17 protein-coding genes are annotated in these 18,526 nt (G+C 29.6%); 6 read left to right on the top strand and 11 right to left on the bottom strand.

What is annotated here, in order from left to right; all coding sequences use genetic code 11:
* Positions 1-29: 29 nt before the first annotated feature.
* From ACSIGC_RS08665 to ACSIGC_RS08650, 4 genes are all read left to right on the top strand, one after another.
* Positions 30-767 carry a prolipoprotein diacylglyceryl transferase gene (locus ACSIGC_RS08665; RefSeq protein ID WP_442267722.1) on the top strand — a complete coding sequence of 246 codons (738 nt, stop codon included), beginning with the start codon at positions 30-32 and terminating at the stop codon, positions 765-767.
* A complete protein-coding gene (locus tag ACSIGC_RS08660; protein ID WP_442267721.1) occupies positions 757-2,151 on the top strand; it encodes a radical SAM protein in 1,395 nt (464 codons plus the stop codon). The genes ACSIGC_RS08665 and ACSIGC_RS08660 overlap by 11 nt, the downstream gene beginning before the upstream one ends.
* Positions 2,148-2,345, top strand: coding sequence for a hypothetical protein (locus ACSIGC_RS08655; protein ID WP_442267720.1), 198 nt, complete (start codon positions 2,148-2,150; stop codon positions 2,343-2,345). The genes ACSIGC_RS08660 and ACSIGC_RS08655 overlap by 4 nt, the downstream gene beginning before the upstream one ends.
* 91 nt (positions 2,346-2,436) lie before the next feature.
* Positions 2,437-3,423: a Gfo/Idh/MocA family protein gene (locus ACSIGC_RS08650; protein ID WP_442267719.1), complete on the top strand. Its 987-nt coding sequence runs from the start codon at positions 2,437-2,439 to the stop codon at positions 3,421-3,423.
* Between the two features lie 30 nt (positions 3,424-3,453).
* Here the strand turns inward: ACSIGC_RS08650 and ACSIGC_RS08645 are convergent, their stop codons facing one another.
* The 4 genes from ACSIGC_RS08645 to ACSIGC_RS08630 are packed head-to-tail and all read right to left on the bottom strand — an operon-like array spanning position 3,454 to position 5,611.
* Entirely contained in the window at positions 3,454-4,341 is an 888-nt protein-coding gene (locus ACSIGC_RS08645; RefSeq protein WP_442267718.1) for a DUF5777 family beta-barrel protein, read from the bottom strand.
* Positions 4,323-4,712, bottom strand: coding sequence for an OB-fold protein (locus ACSIGC_RS08640; RefSeq protein WP_442267717.1), 390 nt, complete (start codon positions 4,710-4,712; stop codon positions 4,323-4,325). The genes ACSIGC_RS08645 and ACSIGC_RS08640 overlap by 19 nt, the downstream gene beginning before the upstream one ends.
* Positions 4,690-5,226: a YceI family protein gene (locus tag ACSIGC_RS08635; RefSeq protein ID WP_442267716.1), complete on the bottom strand. Its 537-nt coding sequence runs from the start codon at positions 5,224-5,226 to the stop codon at positions 4,690-4,692. Before ACSIGC_RS08635 ends, ACSIGC_RS08640 begins: the two co-directional genes overlap by 23 nt.
* A 25-nt stretch (positions 5,227-5,251) precedes the next feature.
* The gene (locus ACSIGC_RS08630; protein ID WP_442267715.1) at positions 5,252-5,611 is read right to left on the bottom strand and encodes a hypothetical protein; all 360 of its coding nucleotides are present in this window, start codon (positions 5,609-5,611) and stop codon (positions 5,252-5,254) included.
* A 358-nt stretch (positions 5,612-5,969) separates the two neighbouring features.
* On the opposite strand from ACSIGC_RS08630, the gene lepA reads away from it, so the two are divergent.
* Positions 5,970-7,766, top strand: coding sequence for a translation elongation factor 4 (lepA, locus tag ACSIGC_RS08625; protein WP_442267714.1), 1,797 nt, complete (start codon positions 5,970-5,972; stop codon positions 7,764-7,766).
* Positions 7,767-7,810: 44 nt separating this feature from the next.
* The gene (locus ACSIGC_RS08620) at positions 7,811-8,530 is read left to right on the top strand and encodes a Bax inhibitor-1/YccA family protein (RefSeq protein WP_442267713.1); all 720 of its coding nucleotides are present in this window, start codon (positions 7,811-7,813) and stop codon (positions 8,528-8,530) included.
* 74 nt (positions 8,531-8,604) lie between these two features.
* Here the strand turns inward: ACSIGC_RS08620 and ACSIGC_RS08615 are convergent, their stop codons facing one another.
* From ACSIGC_RS08615 to ACSIGC_RS08585, 7 genes are all read right to left on the bottom strand, one after another.
* Positions 8,605-11,748 (bottom strand): S41 family peptidase, encoded by a 3,144-nt coding sequence (locus ACSIGC_RS08615; protein WP_442267712.1) that lies wholly within the window; start codon positions 11,746-11,748, stop codon positions 8,605-8,607.
* An 87-nt stretch (positions 11,749-11,835) separates the two neighbouring features.
* Positions 11,836-12,600 (bottom strand): LytR/AlgR family response regulator transcription factor, encoded by a 765-nt coding sequence (locus tag ACSIGC_RS08610; RefSeq protein ID WP_442267711.1) that lies wholly within the window; start codon positions 12,598-12,600, stop codon positions 11,836-11,838.
* Between the two features lie 10 nt (positions 12,601-12,610).
* The gene (locus ACSIGC_RS08605; protein ID WP_442267710.1) at positions 12,611-13,618 is read right to left on the bottom strand and encodes a sensor histidine kinase; all 1,008 of its coding nucleotides are present in this window, start codon (positions 13,616-13,618) and stop codon (positions 12,611-12,613) included.
* A gap of 206 nt (positions 13,619-13,824) precedes the next feature.
* The gene (locus tag ACSIGC_RS08600; RefSeq protein ID WP_442267709.1) at positions 13,825-14,607 is read right to left on the bottom strand and encodes a CPBP family intramembrane glutamic endopeptidase; all 783 of its coding nucleotides are present in this window, start codon (positions 14,605-14,607) and stop codon (positions 13,825-13,827) included.
* A 5-nt stretch (positions 14,608-14,612) separates the two neighbouring features.
* Positions 14,613-16,994: an outer membrane beta-barrel protein gene (locus ACSIGC_RS08595; protein ID WP_442267708.1), complete on the bottom strand. Its 2,382-nt coding sequence runs from the start codon at positions 16,992-16,994 to the stop codon at positions 14,613-14,615.
* Positions 16,995-17,204: 210 nt separating this feature from the next.
* Complete coding sequence (locus tag ACSIGC_RS08590; protein ID WP_442267707.1) at positions 17,205-17,714, bottom strand: hypothetical protein; 510 nt, start codon at positions 17,712-17,714, stop codon at positions 17,205-17,207.
* Positions 17,715-17,770: 56 nt separating this feature from the next.
* The gene (locus ACSIGC_RS08585; protein ID WP_442267706.1) at positions 17,771-18,475 is read right to left on the bottom strand and encodes a zinc metallopeptidase; all 705 of its coding nucleotides are present in this window, start codon (positions 18,473-18,475) and stop codon (positions 17,771-17,773) included.
* Positions 18,476-18,526 lie beyond the last annotated feature (51 nt).

Below are 18,526 nucleotides of genomic sequence, written 5' to 3'. Positions count from 1 at the left end.
AAGTTTGAAATCGTCTAAAAAATAAATTGTTGGAAATCCCTTTTGAACCTATACTTTTTGGTGTAAAAGTTAATATTCATTTGATATTAGAATACTTAGCCTTTTTTCTTGGATATCGATATTATGCATTTTTGAAAAAGAGATCAAAAGATCATATTCCAACAGAAAATAGACTTTATATTATTCTTGGAGCTGCTCTTGGAGCTTTTTTTGGCTCAAGAATAGTTGGGTTATTAGAACATCCCATTATCGCAATACAGCAATCTTTCTTGTACATTTTTAATGTGAAAACCATTATGGGAGGTTTGTTTGGAGGTTTGTTAGGAGTGGAAATTTCTAAAAAGATTATTGGTGAAAAACAATCTTCAGGAGATTTGTTTACATTACCAATTATTCTCGGGATTTTTATTGGTAGAATAGGTTGTTTCTTAACAGGAATAAAAGAGTTTACTTACGGGCAAGAAACTTCTTTTTTCATGGGAATGGATTTAGGTGACGGAATTTTAAGGCATCCTTTAGCATTATATGAATTGATTTTTTTAATCCTGTTATTTTTTCTTTTGAAATCTTTTCGAAGTAAATTCTCAGTAAATGGAGATTTGTTTAAGGTTTTTATGTTGAGTTATTTTGGGTTCCGTTTTTGTATCGAATTTTTAAAACCTAATGAGTTTTTTGTTTTCGGATTAAGTTCCATTCAAATATTATGTATAACTTGTTGGTTATACTATTATAAATTTATTTTAAAAGCTGTGAAATATGCCCGTTAGAAAATATACATATTACGATTTTACATTGAGTTTGTGTCCCGAATGTTTAAGGAGAGTTGATGCTAAAATCGTATTTGAAGATGATAAAGTGTATATGTTAAAGCGTTGTCCTGAACATGGCAATTCAAAAGTTTTAATAGCTGACGATGTAGAATATTATAAGAATATTAGAAATTACAATAAACCGTCGGAAACGCCTTATACATTTAATACGAAAACACATTATGGCTGTCCTTACGATTGTGGATTATGTCCAGATCATGAACAACATTCGTGTTTAACAGTTTTAGAAGTAACAGATCGATGCAATTTAACTTGTCCGACTTGTTATGCAGGGTCTTCGCCAACGTATGGAAGACACAGAACTTTGGAAGAGATAAAGAAAATGTTAGATACTATTGTTAAGAATGAAAAAGAACCTGATGTAGTTCAAATTAGTGGAGGTGAGCCAACAATTCATCCACAGTTTTTTGAAATTCTAGATTACGCTAAAACGTTACCAATTCGTCATTTAATGCTGAATACTAATGGAATTAAAATAGCAAGAGACAAAGAATTTGTACAAAGGTTAAAAACATACACGCCAGATTTTGAAATTTATTTACAGTTTGATTCTTTTAACGATGAAGTTTTGCAGCAAATGCGAGGAGCAGATTTATCTGAGATTAGAAAACAAGCGATAGCAAATTTAAATGAAGTTAATTTATCAACAACTTTAGTAGTAACGCTTCAAAAAGGATTGAATGACGATGAAATTGGAGAAATTATCGAATATGCCTTGCAACAACAATGTGTTCGAGGTGTTACATTTCAACCTACACAAATAGCTGGTCGATTAGAAAATTTCGATCCAGAAAAAGATAGATTAACATTAACAGAAGTTCGAAGAAAAATATTAGAACAGTCTCCTGTTTTTAATTCAGATGATTTAATTCCGGTTCCTTGTAATCCAGACGCTTTAGTGATGGGCTATGCTTTAAAACTAGGAGGAGAAGTATTTCCGTTAACTCGTTATGTGAATCCAGCAGATTTATTAGACAATAGTAAAAACACTATTGTTTACGAGCAAGATGAGCAACTGCACGGAAAAATGATAGAATTATTTAGTACAGGAAATTCCGTAGAAGTTGCTCAAGAAAATTTAAAATCAATTATGTGTTGTTTACCTAATATTGATGCACCAAATTTGGGTTACGACAATTTGTTTCGAATAATTATTATGCAGTTTATTGATGCTTATAATTTTGATGTACGCGCAATTAAAAAATCTTGTGTTCATATTGTAGATAAAGACTATAAAATCATCCCTTTTGAAACTATGAATTTATTCTATAGAGACGATAAAAAACAACGTTTAGAAGAACTTAAAAAAGAAAGCATATGAATTTTTTAGAAGTAGGAGATTTATCAGGACTATTCGCCATAATTATATTAATTATGTTTGGCCCACCTTTGTTACTTGTAATTATTGGTTTTTCAGTTAAAAAGAAGAATAAAGAAGCAGCAACTGTATTATTTATTTTGGCAGCGCTTTATGTTTTAGTTGGCTTAGGAATGTGTTTTGGAGGTTTAGCTTAAATAATTATTTTTTACGTTACAATTGAAAAATTAGTATCAATTACTTCGATGTATATTCAGCTATCTTTAAATTTCATTAAATACATCGATTTTGAAAAAATACAATTGGGCTATTTTAGGTTGTGGTTGGATTGCTGAAATTTTTGCAGGAGATTTAAAAACGCTTAATAATGCTGTTTTATATGCGACAGCATCTAGAGATATAAAAAAGGCGGAAAAGTTTGCAGATCAGTTTGGTTTTCAAAAAGCTTATGGTAATTATAGAGAAATGTTAGAAGATGAAAACGTTGATATCGTTTATATAGCAACACCTCATACATTTCATTATGAGCATACGTTACTTTCGTTACAACATAAAAAAGCTGTTTTATGTGAAAAAGCTTTTGCAATTAATGAAATAGAAGTTCAAGCTATGATTACTGCTTCTAAAATGGAAAAAACATTTTTAATGGAGGCTTTTTGGACACGTTTGGTTCCTACATTCAAAAAAGTTTTAACTATTATAAACTCAAAAGAATTGGGTGAGTTAAAAGTCGTTCAGTCAGATTTTATGTTTTATGGAGCTTATAATGAAAATAGCAGATTGTATAATTTAGATTTAGGAGGTGGCGCTTTATTAGATATTGGAATTTATCCTGTTTTTACCGCCCTTCAAACTTTAGGTGTTCCAGATAATATTATAGCGAATGCGATTAAAAGTCCCACAGGTTCAGACAAACATATCGACATCATTTTTGAATACGAAAATCAGAAGAGAGCGTATTTAAGGGCTGGTTTTACTTGCGATGCTCCAAATTACTCTATTTTCCATTTTGAAAAAGGAACCGTTCAAATTTCTAGAGAGATGAATTGTCCGATTATTATAAAAACTGAAGATGGAATTCAAGAATTAAAAGAAAATGATGGAGAAGGTTATGGGTATTACTTTGAAGCTGCACACGTCATGGAATGTTTAGACAAAGATTTAATTGAAAGTCCAATTTTATCTAATAATTTTAGTTTAGAACTTATTCAAACTTTAGATAAAATTAGAAAAACAATAGACCTAGTTTATCCCAATCATGATGGAAATAAATAGGTCTATCTAAAAAAGATCAAATTAGTTATACTAGAATACTCTTACAATGTTAAAGCCAAAAGCAATATCCCCCCCGGCGTTGCTTATATATCCTGGCTCGTTTGACGATTGTGCGTTAGTAAATAGTAATTGAAAAACATGACCTCCCGTTTCAATATCTACACCAAAAGTGTACGGGTTATAAAAAATTGAATTTTTATCTCTATTAAAATTATGAATGTATTCTGCATTTAAGCTCACACGCTTGCTTAGTTTTAAGCGGCCACCAAATCCCATGGCAAATTGGTTATGATTTGCAGCTCCTGTTTCTTCTAAAATTTGTAAATTTTCCCTTACATAAGTAGGTGCAAATTCAAAAGAGAAACGTTTAGAAAATCTATGTGACGCTAATAATTGAACAGCATAACTCATTCTGTCGCCATCTTGTAACGTGTAGTTAGAGAATCTACTATTGTTTAATTCTGTATTAATATTTGCAGTAGCATAACCTACTAAATTAAAAGGAAAAGTTTCCGATTGTTTTGTAAATCTACTTTTAACAGCTAAAGCGACTGTTTTTTCAAAAGATTCTCTACTTAAGCTGAATTGTGTTCCTTCCCAAAAACTATATAAAAGTTCAATTTTAGTATTGGCCTGATCTAAACCTAAAAATGTATCTAAACCATCTTTTAAAGGTCCAAATCTATGTGAAACAATTAAGTATAATTCTCCTTTGTCACCTATTTTTGTAGATTGAAGATTACCAATTTTTAATGTTTTAAAAGCGGGCAATTCAAATTTATTTTTGTTAGACTTTCCAGTTGTTTTTTTATTACTATAATGATCTAGTTCGTTAAGTAAATCATCTTGAGCAAAAAGAAGACTTGTTTGTATAGCAAGTAAAAAGAAGAAAAGAAGTGTTATTTTTTTAATGTACATTGGTTTAGTTTTAGTTCATTTAACAGATCATCGTAACCTATAACCATTCCTTTAATAGTGATGGTTTGATTTTCCTTCAATGTGTTTAAATTTTGATTTTCAGAAAATTGACAAAATACATTTTCATCGATAACTACACCTTCATTATTTATTGTCGATATGGTTCCAGTAATTTGAATAATTTTAGAATTCCATTCTGAAATATTAGTGCCATTTTGAGTAATGAATTCTTTTGAAGAACCTTCAAACGAAGGTTTAATTTCAGAAACTTCTTGAGGTTTTTGAAAGATATAACTGTAAGTTCCAAAACTAACTATGGCAATTAATGAAAGTATAATTAATAGTTTTTTATTTTTTTTCAGAAAGCTCATAATTCAAATTAACAGTAACTATTCTTGCTATTTTACGACGTACAACACTAGGTATTTTAATATTAAAGTCACTTGGCAAAAGGTCGAAATTAGTTATTAAATTAATTTTATCGTTTACTTTAGTAATTGTTCCTTTAGTTTCTATTTTTTTACTAACACCTTTGATAGTTATTTTTCCTTTAATGTAAACCTCTTTACTTCCTTGTAAAGAAGCAGCATTAAAATCTTCTATTTTACCTCTAAATACAGCTTTAGGAAATTCGTTAGATTCCATAAAACTTTCATTGAAATGTTCTTGCATTAAAGCCAGCCTAAATTTAAAAGCACTTATGAATAATTGTGAAGCAATTTCGCCATCGTTAGTTAAGATAGCAGTTGTACTTTTATTTAAGGCTTGTACAGGTTCAAATGCATCTACAGAAGCTTTAAATCCGGTTGTTCCAGTTCTTGTGTAAAATTTCTGACTAAATAATGTTTGTGTTATAAGTAATAAGATTACGAAAAGTCTCATCATGATGTTGTTTGTTTTGGGGTTGTCTTTATTCTTCTAAGTATCCATCAGCTCTCCATTGGCTAATAATATTTCTGGTTGATGATGGTAGTAATCCAGATGGAGGCATTGGACTAGCGGAGTTATTAATACGCCCGAACAAATTACCATTTTCGGCAGCATTTCTAACATTGTTGAAGTTAGTTAAAGCTAATCCGGCTGTTGGGTTTACTGCATCGTGGCAATTGGTTGTAGCACAACTACTATTTATAATTCCTTTTACATCCTTTTCGTAAGTTATTTTCTCTACAGGATCTATTGGAGTTTCATCACTAGGTACTTCAGACGTAGAGCAACTCGAAATTGTTAAAAGAATTGAAATAGAAAATAAATTTATTAATGGTTTCATTTTTTAATAATTATTGAGATTAAATGTATTTATGTTTACTCTGTGATTAATGAATAGTTTTTCTTAGCTTTTTATTGAAAATGATTCTCACTGACAAATGTATTTTAAATGCTTTTTATATAGTGTGTTAAATGAGGTTAGGAGGAAATAAAACAGGTTGAAAAGGAAAAAATACAGTTGAAAAAACACTATTAGAGAGAAAAAAGTAAGAATAATTAAATACTAATAAATTGAGAAGTAAATAGAATTTAATAAAGAGAAGATATTTCAAATAAGTTTAAAATTTAGTGGTATACTTTTATTTGAAGTAGCTTTCAAATACTGTATCTTTGTCGGTCATAAGAAGTTATTAGAACGAATGAAGAACATTAGAAACTTTTGTATTATTGCCCACATTGATCATGGTAAAAGTACACTTGCAGATCGACTTTTAGATTTTACTCAAACAGTAACTGAACGTGAAAAGCAAGATCAATTATTAGATAATATGGATTTAGAGCGTGAGCGTGGTATTACCATTAAATCTCACGCAATACAAATGGAATATGTTCATGAAGGAGAACAATATATTTTAAACTTAATTGATACTCCTGGTCACGTAGATTTCTCTTATGAAGTTTCTCGATCTATTGCTGCCTGTGAAGGAGCATTATTAATTGTAGATGCAGCTCAGAGTATTCAAGCTCAAACAATTTCTAACTTATACTTAGCATTAGAGAATGATTTAGAAATTATTCCAGTATTAAACAAAGTAGATTTGCCTTCGGCTAACCCGGAAGAAGTTACTGATGATATCGTTGATTTGTTAGGTTGTGATCCTGAAGATGTAATTCCAGCAAGTGGAAAAACAGGTTTTGGAGTTGATAAAATTTTAGAAGCAATTATAGATAGAATTCCTGCACCAAAAGGAAATCCAGATGCACCTTTAAAAGCCTTAATTTTTGATAGTGTTTATAATTCTTATCGTGGAATTGAAACGTATTTTAGAATTATTGATGGTTCTATTAAAAAGAATCAGAAGATTAAATTCATGGCTACTGGAAATGACTATTTTGCAGATGAAGTAGGTACATTGAAATTAAACCAAGAGCCGAAAAAAGAAATAAAAACAGGAGATGTTGGATATTTAATTACAGGTATTAAAACAGCTAAAGAAGTAAAAGTAGGAGATACAATTACAGATTTTGCTAATCCGACTACAGATACTATTGAAGGTTTTGAAGATGTAAAGCCAATGGTATTTGCGGGTATTTATCCTGTAGATACTGAAGATTATGAAGAACTTCGTAATTCTATGGAGAAGTTACAATTAAATGACGCTTCTTTAGTATTTCAACCAGAAAGTTCAGCCGCTTTAGGTTTTGGTTTCCGATGTGGATTCTTAGGAATGTTACACATGGAAATTATTCAAGAACGTTTAGAACGTGAGTTCAATATGACTGTGATTACTACGGTTCCTAACGTGTCTTATCATGCATACACAAAGAAAGAACCAGATGAGATTATTGTTGTAAATAATCCTTCTGATTTACCCGATCCATCAAAATTAGAAAGAGTAGAGGAGCCTTTTATTAAAGCTTCAATTATTACAAAAGCAGACTTTGTTGGTCAGGTAATGAGTTTATGTATAGAAAAACGTGGGCAAATTATTAATCAAACTTATTTAACTCCGGAACGCGTTGAGTTAATTTTTGAAATGCCATTAGCAGAAATTGTATTCGATTTTTATGATCGCTTAAAAACAGTTTCAAAAGGTTACGCTTCTTTCGATTACCATCCAATAGGAATGAAAAAGTCGAAATTAGTACGTGTTGATATGTTATTAAACGGACAATCGGTTGATGCACTTTCTTCTTTATTACATGATAGTAATGCTTATTCTATTGGTAAAAGAATTTGTGAGAAATTAAAAGAATTGATTCCTCGTCAACAATTCGATATTCCAATTCAGGCAGCAATTGGAGCTAAAATTATTGCTCGTGAAACTGTAAAAGCCTTGCGTAAAGATGTAACAGCAAAATGTTATGGAGGTGATATTTCTCGTAAACGTAAACTTTTAGAAAAGCAGAAGAAAGGTAAGAAACGTATGCGTCAAGTTGGAAATGTGGAAATTCCACAACAAGCGTTTATGGCTGTTTTAAAGTTAAATGATTAGTATTAAAATACTATCTTAGATAAAAATTTAAATAAAAAAATAATATGGAAAATTCATTCAATTCTTTTGATAACCCATCGAACAGAATTTTAGTAGCACATTCTACAGATATGGAACGTGTGTCATTTTACAAGAAAACTTATGCTCATGTAGCAGGAGGAGTATTGCTATTCATCTTATTTGAATATGCATTATTACAAAGTGAAGCTGTAGTTACTTTTATGATGTCAATGATGCAAGGTTATAAAATGTTATTACTTTTAGGTGGTTTTATGTTAATTACAAATTATGCTGAAAGTACTGCGTTAAGAACTACAGATAAGAATTTACAATATATGGCTTATGCAGGTTATATATTCGCAGAAGCTTTATTCTTTGTGCCATTAGTATACATGGCAGCAATGTATACTCAAGGTTTTGAAATTTTTCAACAAGCAGGAATTGTAACGTTAACTTTATTTGCGGGTTTATCTGCTGTAGTAATATTAACTAAAAAAGATTTCTCTTTTTTAAGATCTGCTTTAACAATTGGATTCTTTATTGCCATTGGTTTGGTTTTAGCTGGAGTTTTATTCGGGTTTAACTTAGGTTTATGGTTCTCAGTAGGTATGTGTGCTTTAGCTGGTGGATCTATTTTATATCAAACATCTAACTTAGTTCATAGGTTTACAACAGAAGATTATATTCCGGCTGCAATTGGTTTATTTGCATCGCTAATGTTATTATTCTGGTATGTATTAAGAATCTTTATGAGTAGAGATTAATTACAACTGAAAATATAAGAACAATAAAAAATCCAACATTTCTGTTGGATTTTTTTGTTTTTATATAAAGAGATTTACCTCTTCGGAAGTTCTTTCATGATTTCCAATATAGCTCGATCTAATTGTGGTTGCAAACCATTAATTCGATCCTTAAAATCTTCTTTTACATAAATATCAGGTTTTACTCCTGTTTTTTCTAAATCTTCTCCGTTTAAAGTATAACAACCCCAAGATGGAAGTCTATAAAAAGAACCATCTACTAAACCTTTGCCTGAAGTAAAGATGATCCATCTATAGGTTTCTGTACCTATAACTTTACCTAATTTTAATTGTTTAAAACCTTCTGCAGTAACTTCAGCATCACTTAAAGATTGTTCATTAATTAATAAAACAATTGGTTTTGCAGCAGGAGTAAAATTAGGTTGTGTTGTTAATTTTCCACCTCTGTACTTCCATTTTAAATAAGGCTTTTGCGATAAAAAGTTAAGTACATCATTGTGTACATTTCCTCCAGTATTATTTCTAAGATCAAGAATTAAAGCATCTTTTTTATAATACTCAGAAACCATTTCTTTTTTGAAGTTTCTTAATTCGCCTCCGCCCATATTCTTCATATGGATATAAGCAATTCTATTATTACTTTTTTTGTCGACATAAGATTGATTATTATCAACCCACTCATCGTGCAATAAATTCTTTAAAAAGAAACTAGAAATAGGATGTATATTAACAACTTTATTCGTTCCATTACTATTAAATGTAAGTTCCATTTCACGATCTAAAGAAGGTAGAGAAAAGTAAAATTCTCTATTTCTTTTCGAGTCTATTTTTACACCATTTACCGAAACTAAAATATCTCCAGCTTTAATTTTGTTGTTTACAACATCTGTAGGTCCATTTTTCACAATACCTTCAACTTTGAATGGGTTTTCTTTAGAAAATACAATACCTGTTGATTGTGTACTACTTTTATGAAATTTACGTTCTTCTTTACCAGAAGATCTAAACCCAACATGAGAAGTGTTTAATTCACCTAACATGTCGTTAAATAATCTCCTTAAATGGGTTCTTTTAGTAATGTATGGTAAGTATTTACTATATCTTTTTTTAATTACAGCCCAGTCTTCATTATGGAACTTTTCATCATAAAAGTTTTCTTCAAAACCAGCCCAAGCTTCTTCAAACATCTGTTGAAATTCTTCAGACAATGACTTTCTAAACTTGAAGTTAAGATTAATAGTATTTGTTTTGTTACTCTGTAAATTTAAAGTATGAATGTTTCCTCTATGAAGAATATAATTAGATTTCTTTCTGGAAACTATTTGATAACCAAAAATACGATCAATAACTTTTACCGTTTTAGGTTTTTCGAAAGGTTTTAATGTAGTTTTCCATAATTTAAATTCTCCTTTATCATGGTTAGAGATGTAATAAATGTGATGGGTATCACCTTCTGCAATTACAGTGGCATTATTTTGATTACCAAAATAAGGACTAATTAAATCTAATCGGTCCATTAAACCATCTTGATCAATCGATATTTTAATCTCTTTTTTAGGAGTTTTGTTTTTGTCTTCTTTCTTTTTAGAATCTTCTTTAGGTTTAAAAAGATCGTCTAGTTTTTTAGTTCTATAAGGCTTGTCGTATTTATTAAGCGCCATTCGATAAATACTTTGATTTGCCTTTCTGTACGGAAAAGTCGGTTCAAAACCTGTATTAAAGTAAATGTATTTCCCGTCTGGAGACCAAAAAGGATTTCCTTCATCAGCTCCAGTTTGCGTAAGATTAATAATTTCACCAGAGGTAATATTATATGTGAAAATATCATTTTCAAAGTCTCTGTATGCATTATACAAAAGGTATTTATTGTTTGGCGAAAACCTAATTTCTGAAGAATATAATGCCCAAAATTCATCTTTCACTACAGTTTTAGATTTAAAATTGCTTAAATCCAGTAAATTGATATGGTCTCTACCACTTAAATAAGCTGCAGTTTTATAATCTGGAGAAATTACAATGTTGGCATTACTTTTAGCGTTTTTTGTAATCTGTGTTTCTTCGCCTTTTCCATCAGCTGCAATAGTAAACAAGTTTAAATAACCTTTATAAGTTTGATTGTATAATAAGGTTTTGTTGTCTTTTAACCACTTTACTTCTACAACTCTCTCTTTTGGATTTAATGGAATTTGACGAACAAATTTTCCTTTTGTGTCAGATATAAATAATCGACCTCTAGCTACAAAAGCAATTTTTTTATTGTCCGGAGAAACATCAAAATAAGTAACATTACTTTTTACATTGAAATCCTGAGACTTGTTAAGTGTATTACTGTTATAAATTGTGATAGCTACTTTTTTTGTTTTCTTACTAGCGATATCATAAATATGTATTTGATAATCTTTAGTGAAAACAATTTTAGTTCCGTCGCTATTCACTTTTGGATTAAAAATTGAGGTTTTAAATTTCGTTAAAGGAGTTTTTATATTGTTTTTGAATGTGTATAAATTGTATTCTCCGTTGTTTTCATCAGAGGCGAAGTACAAGCCTCCGTTTTTATCTAAAGTAGTCCAAAAATCTTTCCCATTATATGTGGTATATTTTTTAAAAACTTTAGTTTTCGGATTATAAGATTTTATATCTGGATTAAAATCTCCTTTATAACGTTTACGATCTGTAAAATATGAACTTTCCCAACTTTCATTAAAGAAAAAACTACCATCTTTAGGATGTTGAACTACATTGTGAATTCTGTTGAAGAAATGTGGGAATAAGCGTTTTGGAGTTTCTCCAAATACACTAATTTCATAAGTAGAAGTTGAATTTTCTCTTGAAGATGAAAAGAATATTTTTTTAGAATCCCATGACCAACTACTTACTAAATCATCGCCATCGTGAAAAGTTAGTTGTTTAATTTCTCCACCTTTTACAGGAATAGTATAAATATCTCTATTACCGTATTGATTTGAAGAAAAAGCGATCCACTTTCCGTCAGGAGAAATTGATGGACGTGATTCTTCTCCATCCATAGCCGTTATTCTGTATGCATTTCCTCCTTCAGTAGGAACTTTCCATAAATCTCCGTCGTAACTAAAAATTATTGTTTTTCCGTCTGGTGTTAATGTTGGATCTTGAGCAAAATATAACTCTTGACCATACGACGAAATAGAAAATAAATTGTAGAAAAGTACAGACAAACAAATAGATTTGAATAGATTCATTTTGCGTAGGTTAATTTTTTTAGGTTGCAATTATTTTTTATATGTTCTGCGCTAAAAGTACAAAAAGAGATCTACATACTAGTTATTTTAACTTTCTAACCATTTCCTAAATTCAGATGTAGTAGCTGTGCTTGTCATAGGTTTTTCTTTGCAACCAGTAACCGTAAGTAATAATCTATTTTTAAAGTGATTTTCAATATTTTCAATGTAATCGATACTTATAATTTCACTCCTATTAATCTTAAAGAACTTATTAGGGTTTAGTTGTTTAAAAATAGAGCTTAAGTTCTGAGAAATCGTATGACGTTTACCGTTAGCATCTGTAGCAATACAAAAATCACCCGAAGCTTCTATTAATGTAATTTCATTAACATTTAAAAGCTGAATTCCTGTACTTTTCTTAATAACAAATCGCTTTTTATAATTGGTTTCTTCTTCCTTTAAAGCCGATTTTAGTTCTGTAATAATTTTGGTGTCTAAATTATTATAATCTCCCTTTTGAAATAGTGCTTTATATTTTTCAATAGCTTTATTGAAGTCAAGTTTTGTGTATGGTTTTAAAATATAAGCAATTCCGTTTGTGTTGAAAGCTTTAAATAAATATTCATCATGAGCAGAACAAAATATAATTGGAGCTTCTAAATTAATTTCATCAAATAAATCGAAAGAAATTCCATCCAATAATTGAATATCCGATAAAATAAAATCATAAGAATTTTGCAGTAACATTGTTCTTCCGTCTTTTATAGATCTAGCCCAATCGTGTTGTACTTCGATTTCAAAAAAGTCATTTAAATAATTTAAAAGCTTTTTATACGCAGGAACTTCGTCTTCTAAAATTAAAATTTTCATAAGCGGTATTTTATTCAGATAGTTTAATGATAGGAATTGAAACTTTAAAGTTATGAGCTGTGTTTATAATACTAATTTCTTGATCGGATAATAATTGATATCTGGTTTTTAAATTATCTAATCCAGTTCCTAGTGAATCGTTTTTAACCTTAAAATTCGATTTTGTATTCACAACAGTTAAACGATTTTCATCAATAGTTATCGATGCTCGAATAGGTTGTTGTCCGTCGGGTTTATTATGTTTTACTACATTTTCTAATAATGTTTGAATAGCACCTGTTGGAATAAATGAATCTTTAAGGCTTACATTTTTAATGACTTCAAAATCATAATCATACTCGAATCTTGTTTTTATTAAGAAGATATAATTTTCGGCAAATTGTATTTCTTTAGAAAGCTCCATAACCTCAGAATCTTTAGTTTGAATGAGGTAACGATATATTAATGATAATCGATTGATGTATTCTTTTGCTTTTTCAGAATCTGTATCAATTAAACTATCTAAAGTGTTCAGATTATTAAATAAAAAGTGCGGGTCTATTTGAGAGCGTAATAATTTTAATTCATTTTCTTTTTGTTGTTTTTCAATTTTTAAAAATTGTGTTTGTCCTTCGTAAAATTTTTTAATTAATAAAACACCTAAAGGAAAACCGATCATATCTGTAGCATTATATAAACCACTTTGTAAAAAAAGAAAAATATTTGGGATGTTATAGATGCTTTTTCCAGATGTTAAAATTCCTGAAATTTTATCTAAACAACCTATAAAAGTTAAAATCAGTAAACTTAAAAAGAAAAATGAAGCATATTTTCTTCTGTTTATTAAATACTTCGGAATTAAAAAATATAGAAATATTAAGATTAAAACTATAGACAATAAAGATGAGGTGGGTAAATCAACTACATACTCTATCAGTTTGTTATTACTTCTGTAGTAATCTATTGCGTTTAATATTAATGTTGCTCCATATAGCAATGCAATTAAAACCCAGTCAGATTTATTTAATTTGGTGTTCATTTTTTATTTTTTGATATAAAATCAAATATTATTCGATAAAAAAACTAAATATACACAGATTAATTGGCTTCAAGTAAGTCAAAAATAGAGAGCTAAATTAATAGTGTTAATTAAAGGTAAGCTGTTAAATTGAGTATTTTTTGTTAAAAGTAAATTAGGGCTAGAACTTGTAAGTAAAAGCCCTAATAAATATAGTTTCTCTTGGATTATTTTGTTATAGAAAGATCATTCGGAATGTGTTTTTTCATAATATACATACCATAAAATAAACAAGGTAATGTAATAATAACTGTAAAAATAGCTCCAGTTAAATCTGTTTCATTAATATCTTCTGCTTTAAAATTCACACCAATATCATCAAGTTTCGCTGCAAGATCTATAAGCATATGAATTATGATTAACGGATAAATTCTTTTGGTTACTATTAGTAAAGCTCCAAACATAATTCCAATAAAAGTTGCAAAGAAAAATTGTGAAATTTCACCATAAATTCCTTTATCGAATTTTATAAGATGTAATAATCCAAAAATAGCAGCTGCCGCAAAGATTGATTTTATAACTGATTTTTTTGAGTTTCCAAAATGTTTTATGAAAAGCGGCAGTAATACACTTCTTAAGCTTAATTCTTCAGAAACACCAATACTTAAACAGTAAATTAATAAGATAATTAAATTAGTGTTCGTGAAATTTGGAATATCATCTGCGAATAATAAATTTAAAGCGACTAAATAGATTAAAGGAAAAATTAAAAGCCCTTTTTTCTCAGTTTTTATAGCTTTTAAACCACCTAGTTCAAATAAATTGAGTTTTTTTATTACAAATAAAGAAACTAAACTCAGAATGATATTACTAGCAGTTCTTACTAATAAAATTGTATTGTAATTTTCTATTTCTTGTGCTACTAAATAGCTTTTAACACTGTTGTTAAGTATCAGTAATATTAAAATAAAACTGACAAAGGTTATAATTTGTTGTAATGTCTTTTTCATAGTAATTAGTTGTTGTTATCTATTCTATTTTGTTCTTCTTCAGATGCATTTCTTTTTGCTTTTTTCTTTCCGAATCTAGATCCGAAACTATATGTTAGTCGTAGTTGAACATTTTGACGAGATCCGTTACTTTCAATATTAGCATCAATGTTATCGTAATTCACAGTACCAACAAAACCTCTGTTCAATACTTTGTTAATTCCTAAGTTAACTTTTAACTTGTCATCTAAGAACTTTTTACCAAAAGAGAAGCTTAAATCCCCAATCCAACCAGCATCAATTTGTCCTTCTAAAGCTCCAGTACCAAAGTAACTAGACATTTCCGCATTAATATCCCAAGGTAATTTATAACTAGCTTGTGTGTACCAACCTAAATTCCATTTTGATAAAAATAAGTTCGGACTTAATTCATTTGATTCGAATTTATTGTAATCTACAATGAAACCTGTAAATCCATCAAGATTTTCAATAAAACTTAAAGGTCCGAATAATCTGAAGTTCCAGTTTTGTCTATCTTGAAGGTTAATGGTTGTTCTAGAAATTTGGGCTGTTGCATCGTCTTGTGAGATAAACAAGAATAAATCGTCACTTGTTTCACTATAACTCACGGTAAAAAAAGGTTGATTATCAAAAGTTAAATTAAATTGCAAATTGTTTGTAAAAGCTGGTTTTAAAGCTGGGTTACCAACTTCAGAAGTTAAAGGATCGTAAAGAGTAACAAAAGAATTTAAACTATTATAATTCGGTCTTCTAATTCTATAACTATATGCAACATTTGCTCCTAACTTTTCGGTAAGTTTTTTGCTTAAAGAAGCACTTGGGAAAAGTTGAGAAATAATTCGAGTTCTAGTTTCGTCTGTAGATGTAGATGTTCCTCTGGTATCACTGTTTTCGTATCGAACACCTGCAGATAAAGACCAATCACTCCATTTATAATTTACTTTTGTGTATAGTGCAAAAATTCTTTCATCGATAATAAAACGATTACTATCATCAGCCTGAAAATCGAAATTACCATTAGTATTTTGAGTAAATAATTTTAGGTCGCTATCTGTATCTACATCAGAAAATTTAGAACCAAAACTAACTTTAAAATCATCTGTAATATTTTTGTTATAATCTGCTTTTATTGTTCTAATAGTATATTTACCATCCTGCAAATATCTTTGGTTTACAAAAGGAACAGTATTACCGTTAACAGCATCGATTGTATTTGTGTTTTCATTTACAAAATTTACATAATTAAAATCTAAAATGAATTTATCGTTATCTGATTTAAACTCATAATACGGATTAATACTGAATGTATTTCGTTCTCTATCAAAAGAGTTTTCAGTTACAAAACGTTCAATGTTAGTTGTAGAACGAACTTCAGTATTACTGCTACCTACTCTGTCAGACATTGTGTTGTTATATCGAGTACTAAAACCAATGGTGTTTTTATCATTAATGTAATAATCAATACTACCAGATAGCCAAGTGTTTTTTGGATCAAAAGGTTCTATAGTTGCTTGGTCATAAGTAACTGTTTCATTTGTTCCTGGATCTACAACTCTACGGTTGATAAAAAGATCATTTCTCCATGTAGGTGCAGAATATCCTGTACTTAATTGCCAATTTAATTTGTTTTTATAACTAGCAATAGAAGCATTAGCACCATATTCAATGCCTTCATCTTCACCAACCCAAACTCCAACAGATCCATGAGTTCCTAAACGAACATTCTTTTTTAAGATGATATTTATAATTGGTCCAGAACCTTCTGCATCAAATTCAGCACCAGGCTGTTCTATTAATTCTACTTTAGCGATATTATCGGCAGGTAAGTTTTGTAAAAGAGTTTCTACATCCATATAGTCAGTAGTTTTTCCATTAATCAAAATTCGAATGTCCGATCGCCCAGCAAAATTGATCCCATTATTGGTTACAATAACTCCAGGAACTCTTTTCACTACATCTTGTAAGTTACTATTTAGCATTTCAGATTTTTCTAAATCTAAAACTAGTTTTTCAGCTGTTTGCCTAATTACTGGTCTTTTACTTTTTATAACAACTTCATCAAGAGACTCATTTTCTTCTTCTAAAGTAAAATTGAAAGTTCTATTACTGTTTAATTCAAAAGCTTTAAGATTTTTAGTTTTAAAACCTAGCATTGATATTTCAATAGTGTATGTTCCCTTTTTTACTTTTTCAAAAATGTAATTTCCATTATCATCTGAAACCATACCTTTTGGTAGAGCTTCCTTTTCGTTGCTTAAAAGAATCACATTAGCAAATGGTAAAGGTTGGTTTTGTTTATCTGTTATTTTTCCATTGATAGAAAACTGAGCTGATAGGTTATAAACACTAATAAGAAAGAAGAATAGTAGTTGTTTAAATAATTTCATAATTGAATTTTTATTTTTTAAAGACAATCCAAAATTATAATTGTTACATAGTGTGTGAAATGTAAAACTGTTGAATTGGGATAAAAACAGGTTGAATTAGACTTATAAAAAGTCTGCTTGTTATCCGTAAATTTTAGTCTATTCTTTTTTTTAGGGAAGAATGTGTTAAGGCTAATTACTTAAAAAATGTAGATGAAATAAACAACTTGATTATATTTTTTTGATAAATTTTTGGTTATTTTCTTTAGGATTTTTTTTTGCTGATTTTTTATTGCCAGGGAAAATTAAAGAAGTACTTGAAAATGTAGATCCAAAGTTTATGTGAGCATAAAATACTTGACTTAAGGCATCATATACTTGTGCTTCAGTTAATTCTTTTAAAGGGTGAATGAAAACAGACCATAGAATATTATCGGAAATTGCATACTTAACATCTAAAGCAGTATGAAAATTAGCCATTAAAGCTGCTGTTTTTAATTTCTCGTTAAGTTTGTCACTTTCTCCAATAGGTGATATAATTCTCATTCTATTGTGAACTGAATCTGCAATTGCTATGAAAGGAATGTTTTTAATTAGGAATCTCCATTGAGTCTTTTTACTACTAATACTATCGCTAGCATGTTCGAATATTTTTCCAAGTTTTGTAAGAGTCATTTCTTGACTATGAGAGGGACAACTAAGAAGTATTACTAAAACAAAAGAAGCAATAAATTTTTTCATAAATAAAATTTATTGCTTCGACGATGTAATTTATTAAACCTTACAATTTATAGAGGTTAATCGTTTCTGTTTGCAGCCATTAATTTCATTACCCAATATAACAACATAGCCAAAGAACCTAAAGCAGAAACTAAATATGTTCTTGCAGCCCATTTAAGAGCATCTTGTGATCCAGCTAATTCCTCACGAGTTACCATGTTTTTATTTTTTAACCAAGCTAAAGCTCTGTTGCTTGCGTCATATTCTACAGGTAAAGTTACAAAACTAAATAACGTAGCTATACCAAATAATCCAACACCAGCAGAAAGTGCCCAGTATCCTAGGTTAGATGTTAAACCTAAAACCAACCCAGCCATAATTAAAATGTTAGAAAATTTTGAAGAAAAACCAACTAGAGGAACTAAATTAGAACGCATGGTTAACCATTTATAAGCTCGAGCATGTTGTACTGCATGCCCAACTTCATGAGCAGCAACAGCCGCGGCTGCGGAATTCCTTTCATGATATACGACATCACTTAAATTTACAGTTTTGTTTTGAGGATTATAATGATCTGTTAATTGTCCTGGTGTTGAAATAACTCTCACATCATAAATACCATGATCAGCTAGCATTTTCTCAGCTATTTCTGCACCGCTCATTCCATTTCGCAAACGAATGTTAGAGTATTTCTTGAATTTTCTCTTAAGAGTATTGCTAACTATTCCACTCAATAAAGCGATACCTCCCATTAAAATGTAATATCCGAAACCCATTACCATAGTTGTACTTTTTTATCTTTTAATATTTGTATTCTTTCTTAGTTTGATAAA

The sequence above is a fragment of the Tenacibaculum aquaeponti genome (assembly GCF_052084715.1).
GTDB lineage: Bacteria > Bacteroidota > Bacteroidia > Flavobacteriales > Flavobacteriaceae > Polaribacter.
This window is presented reverse-complemented; position numbering and strand designations above follow the sequence as displayed.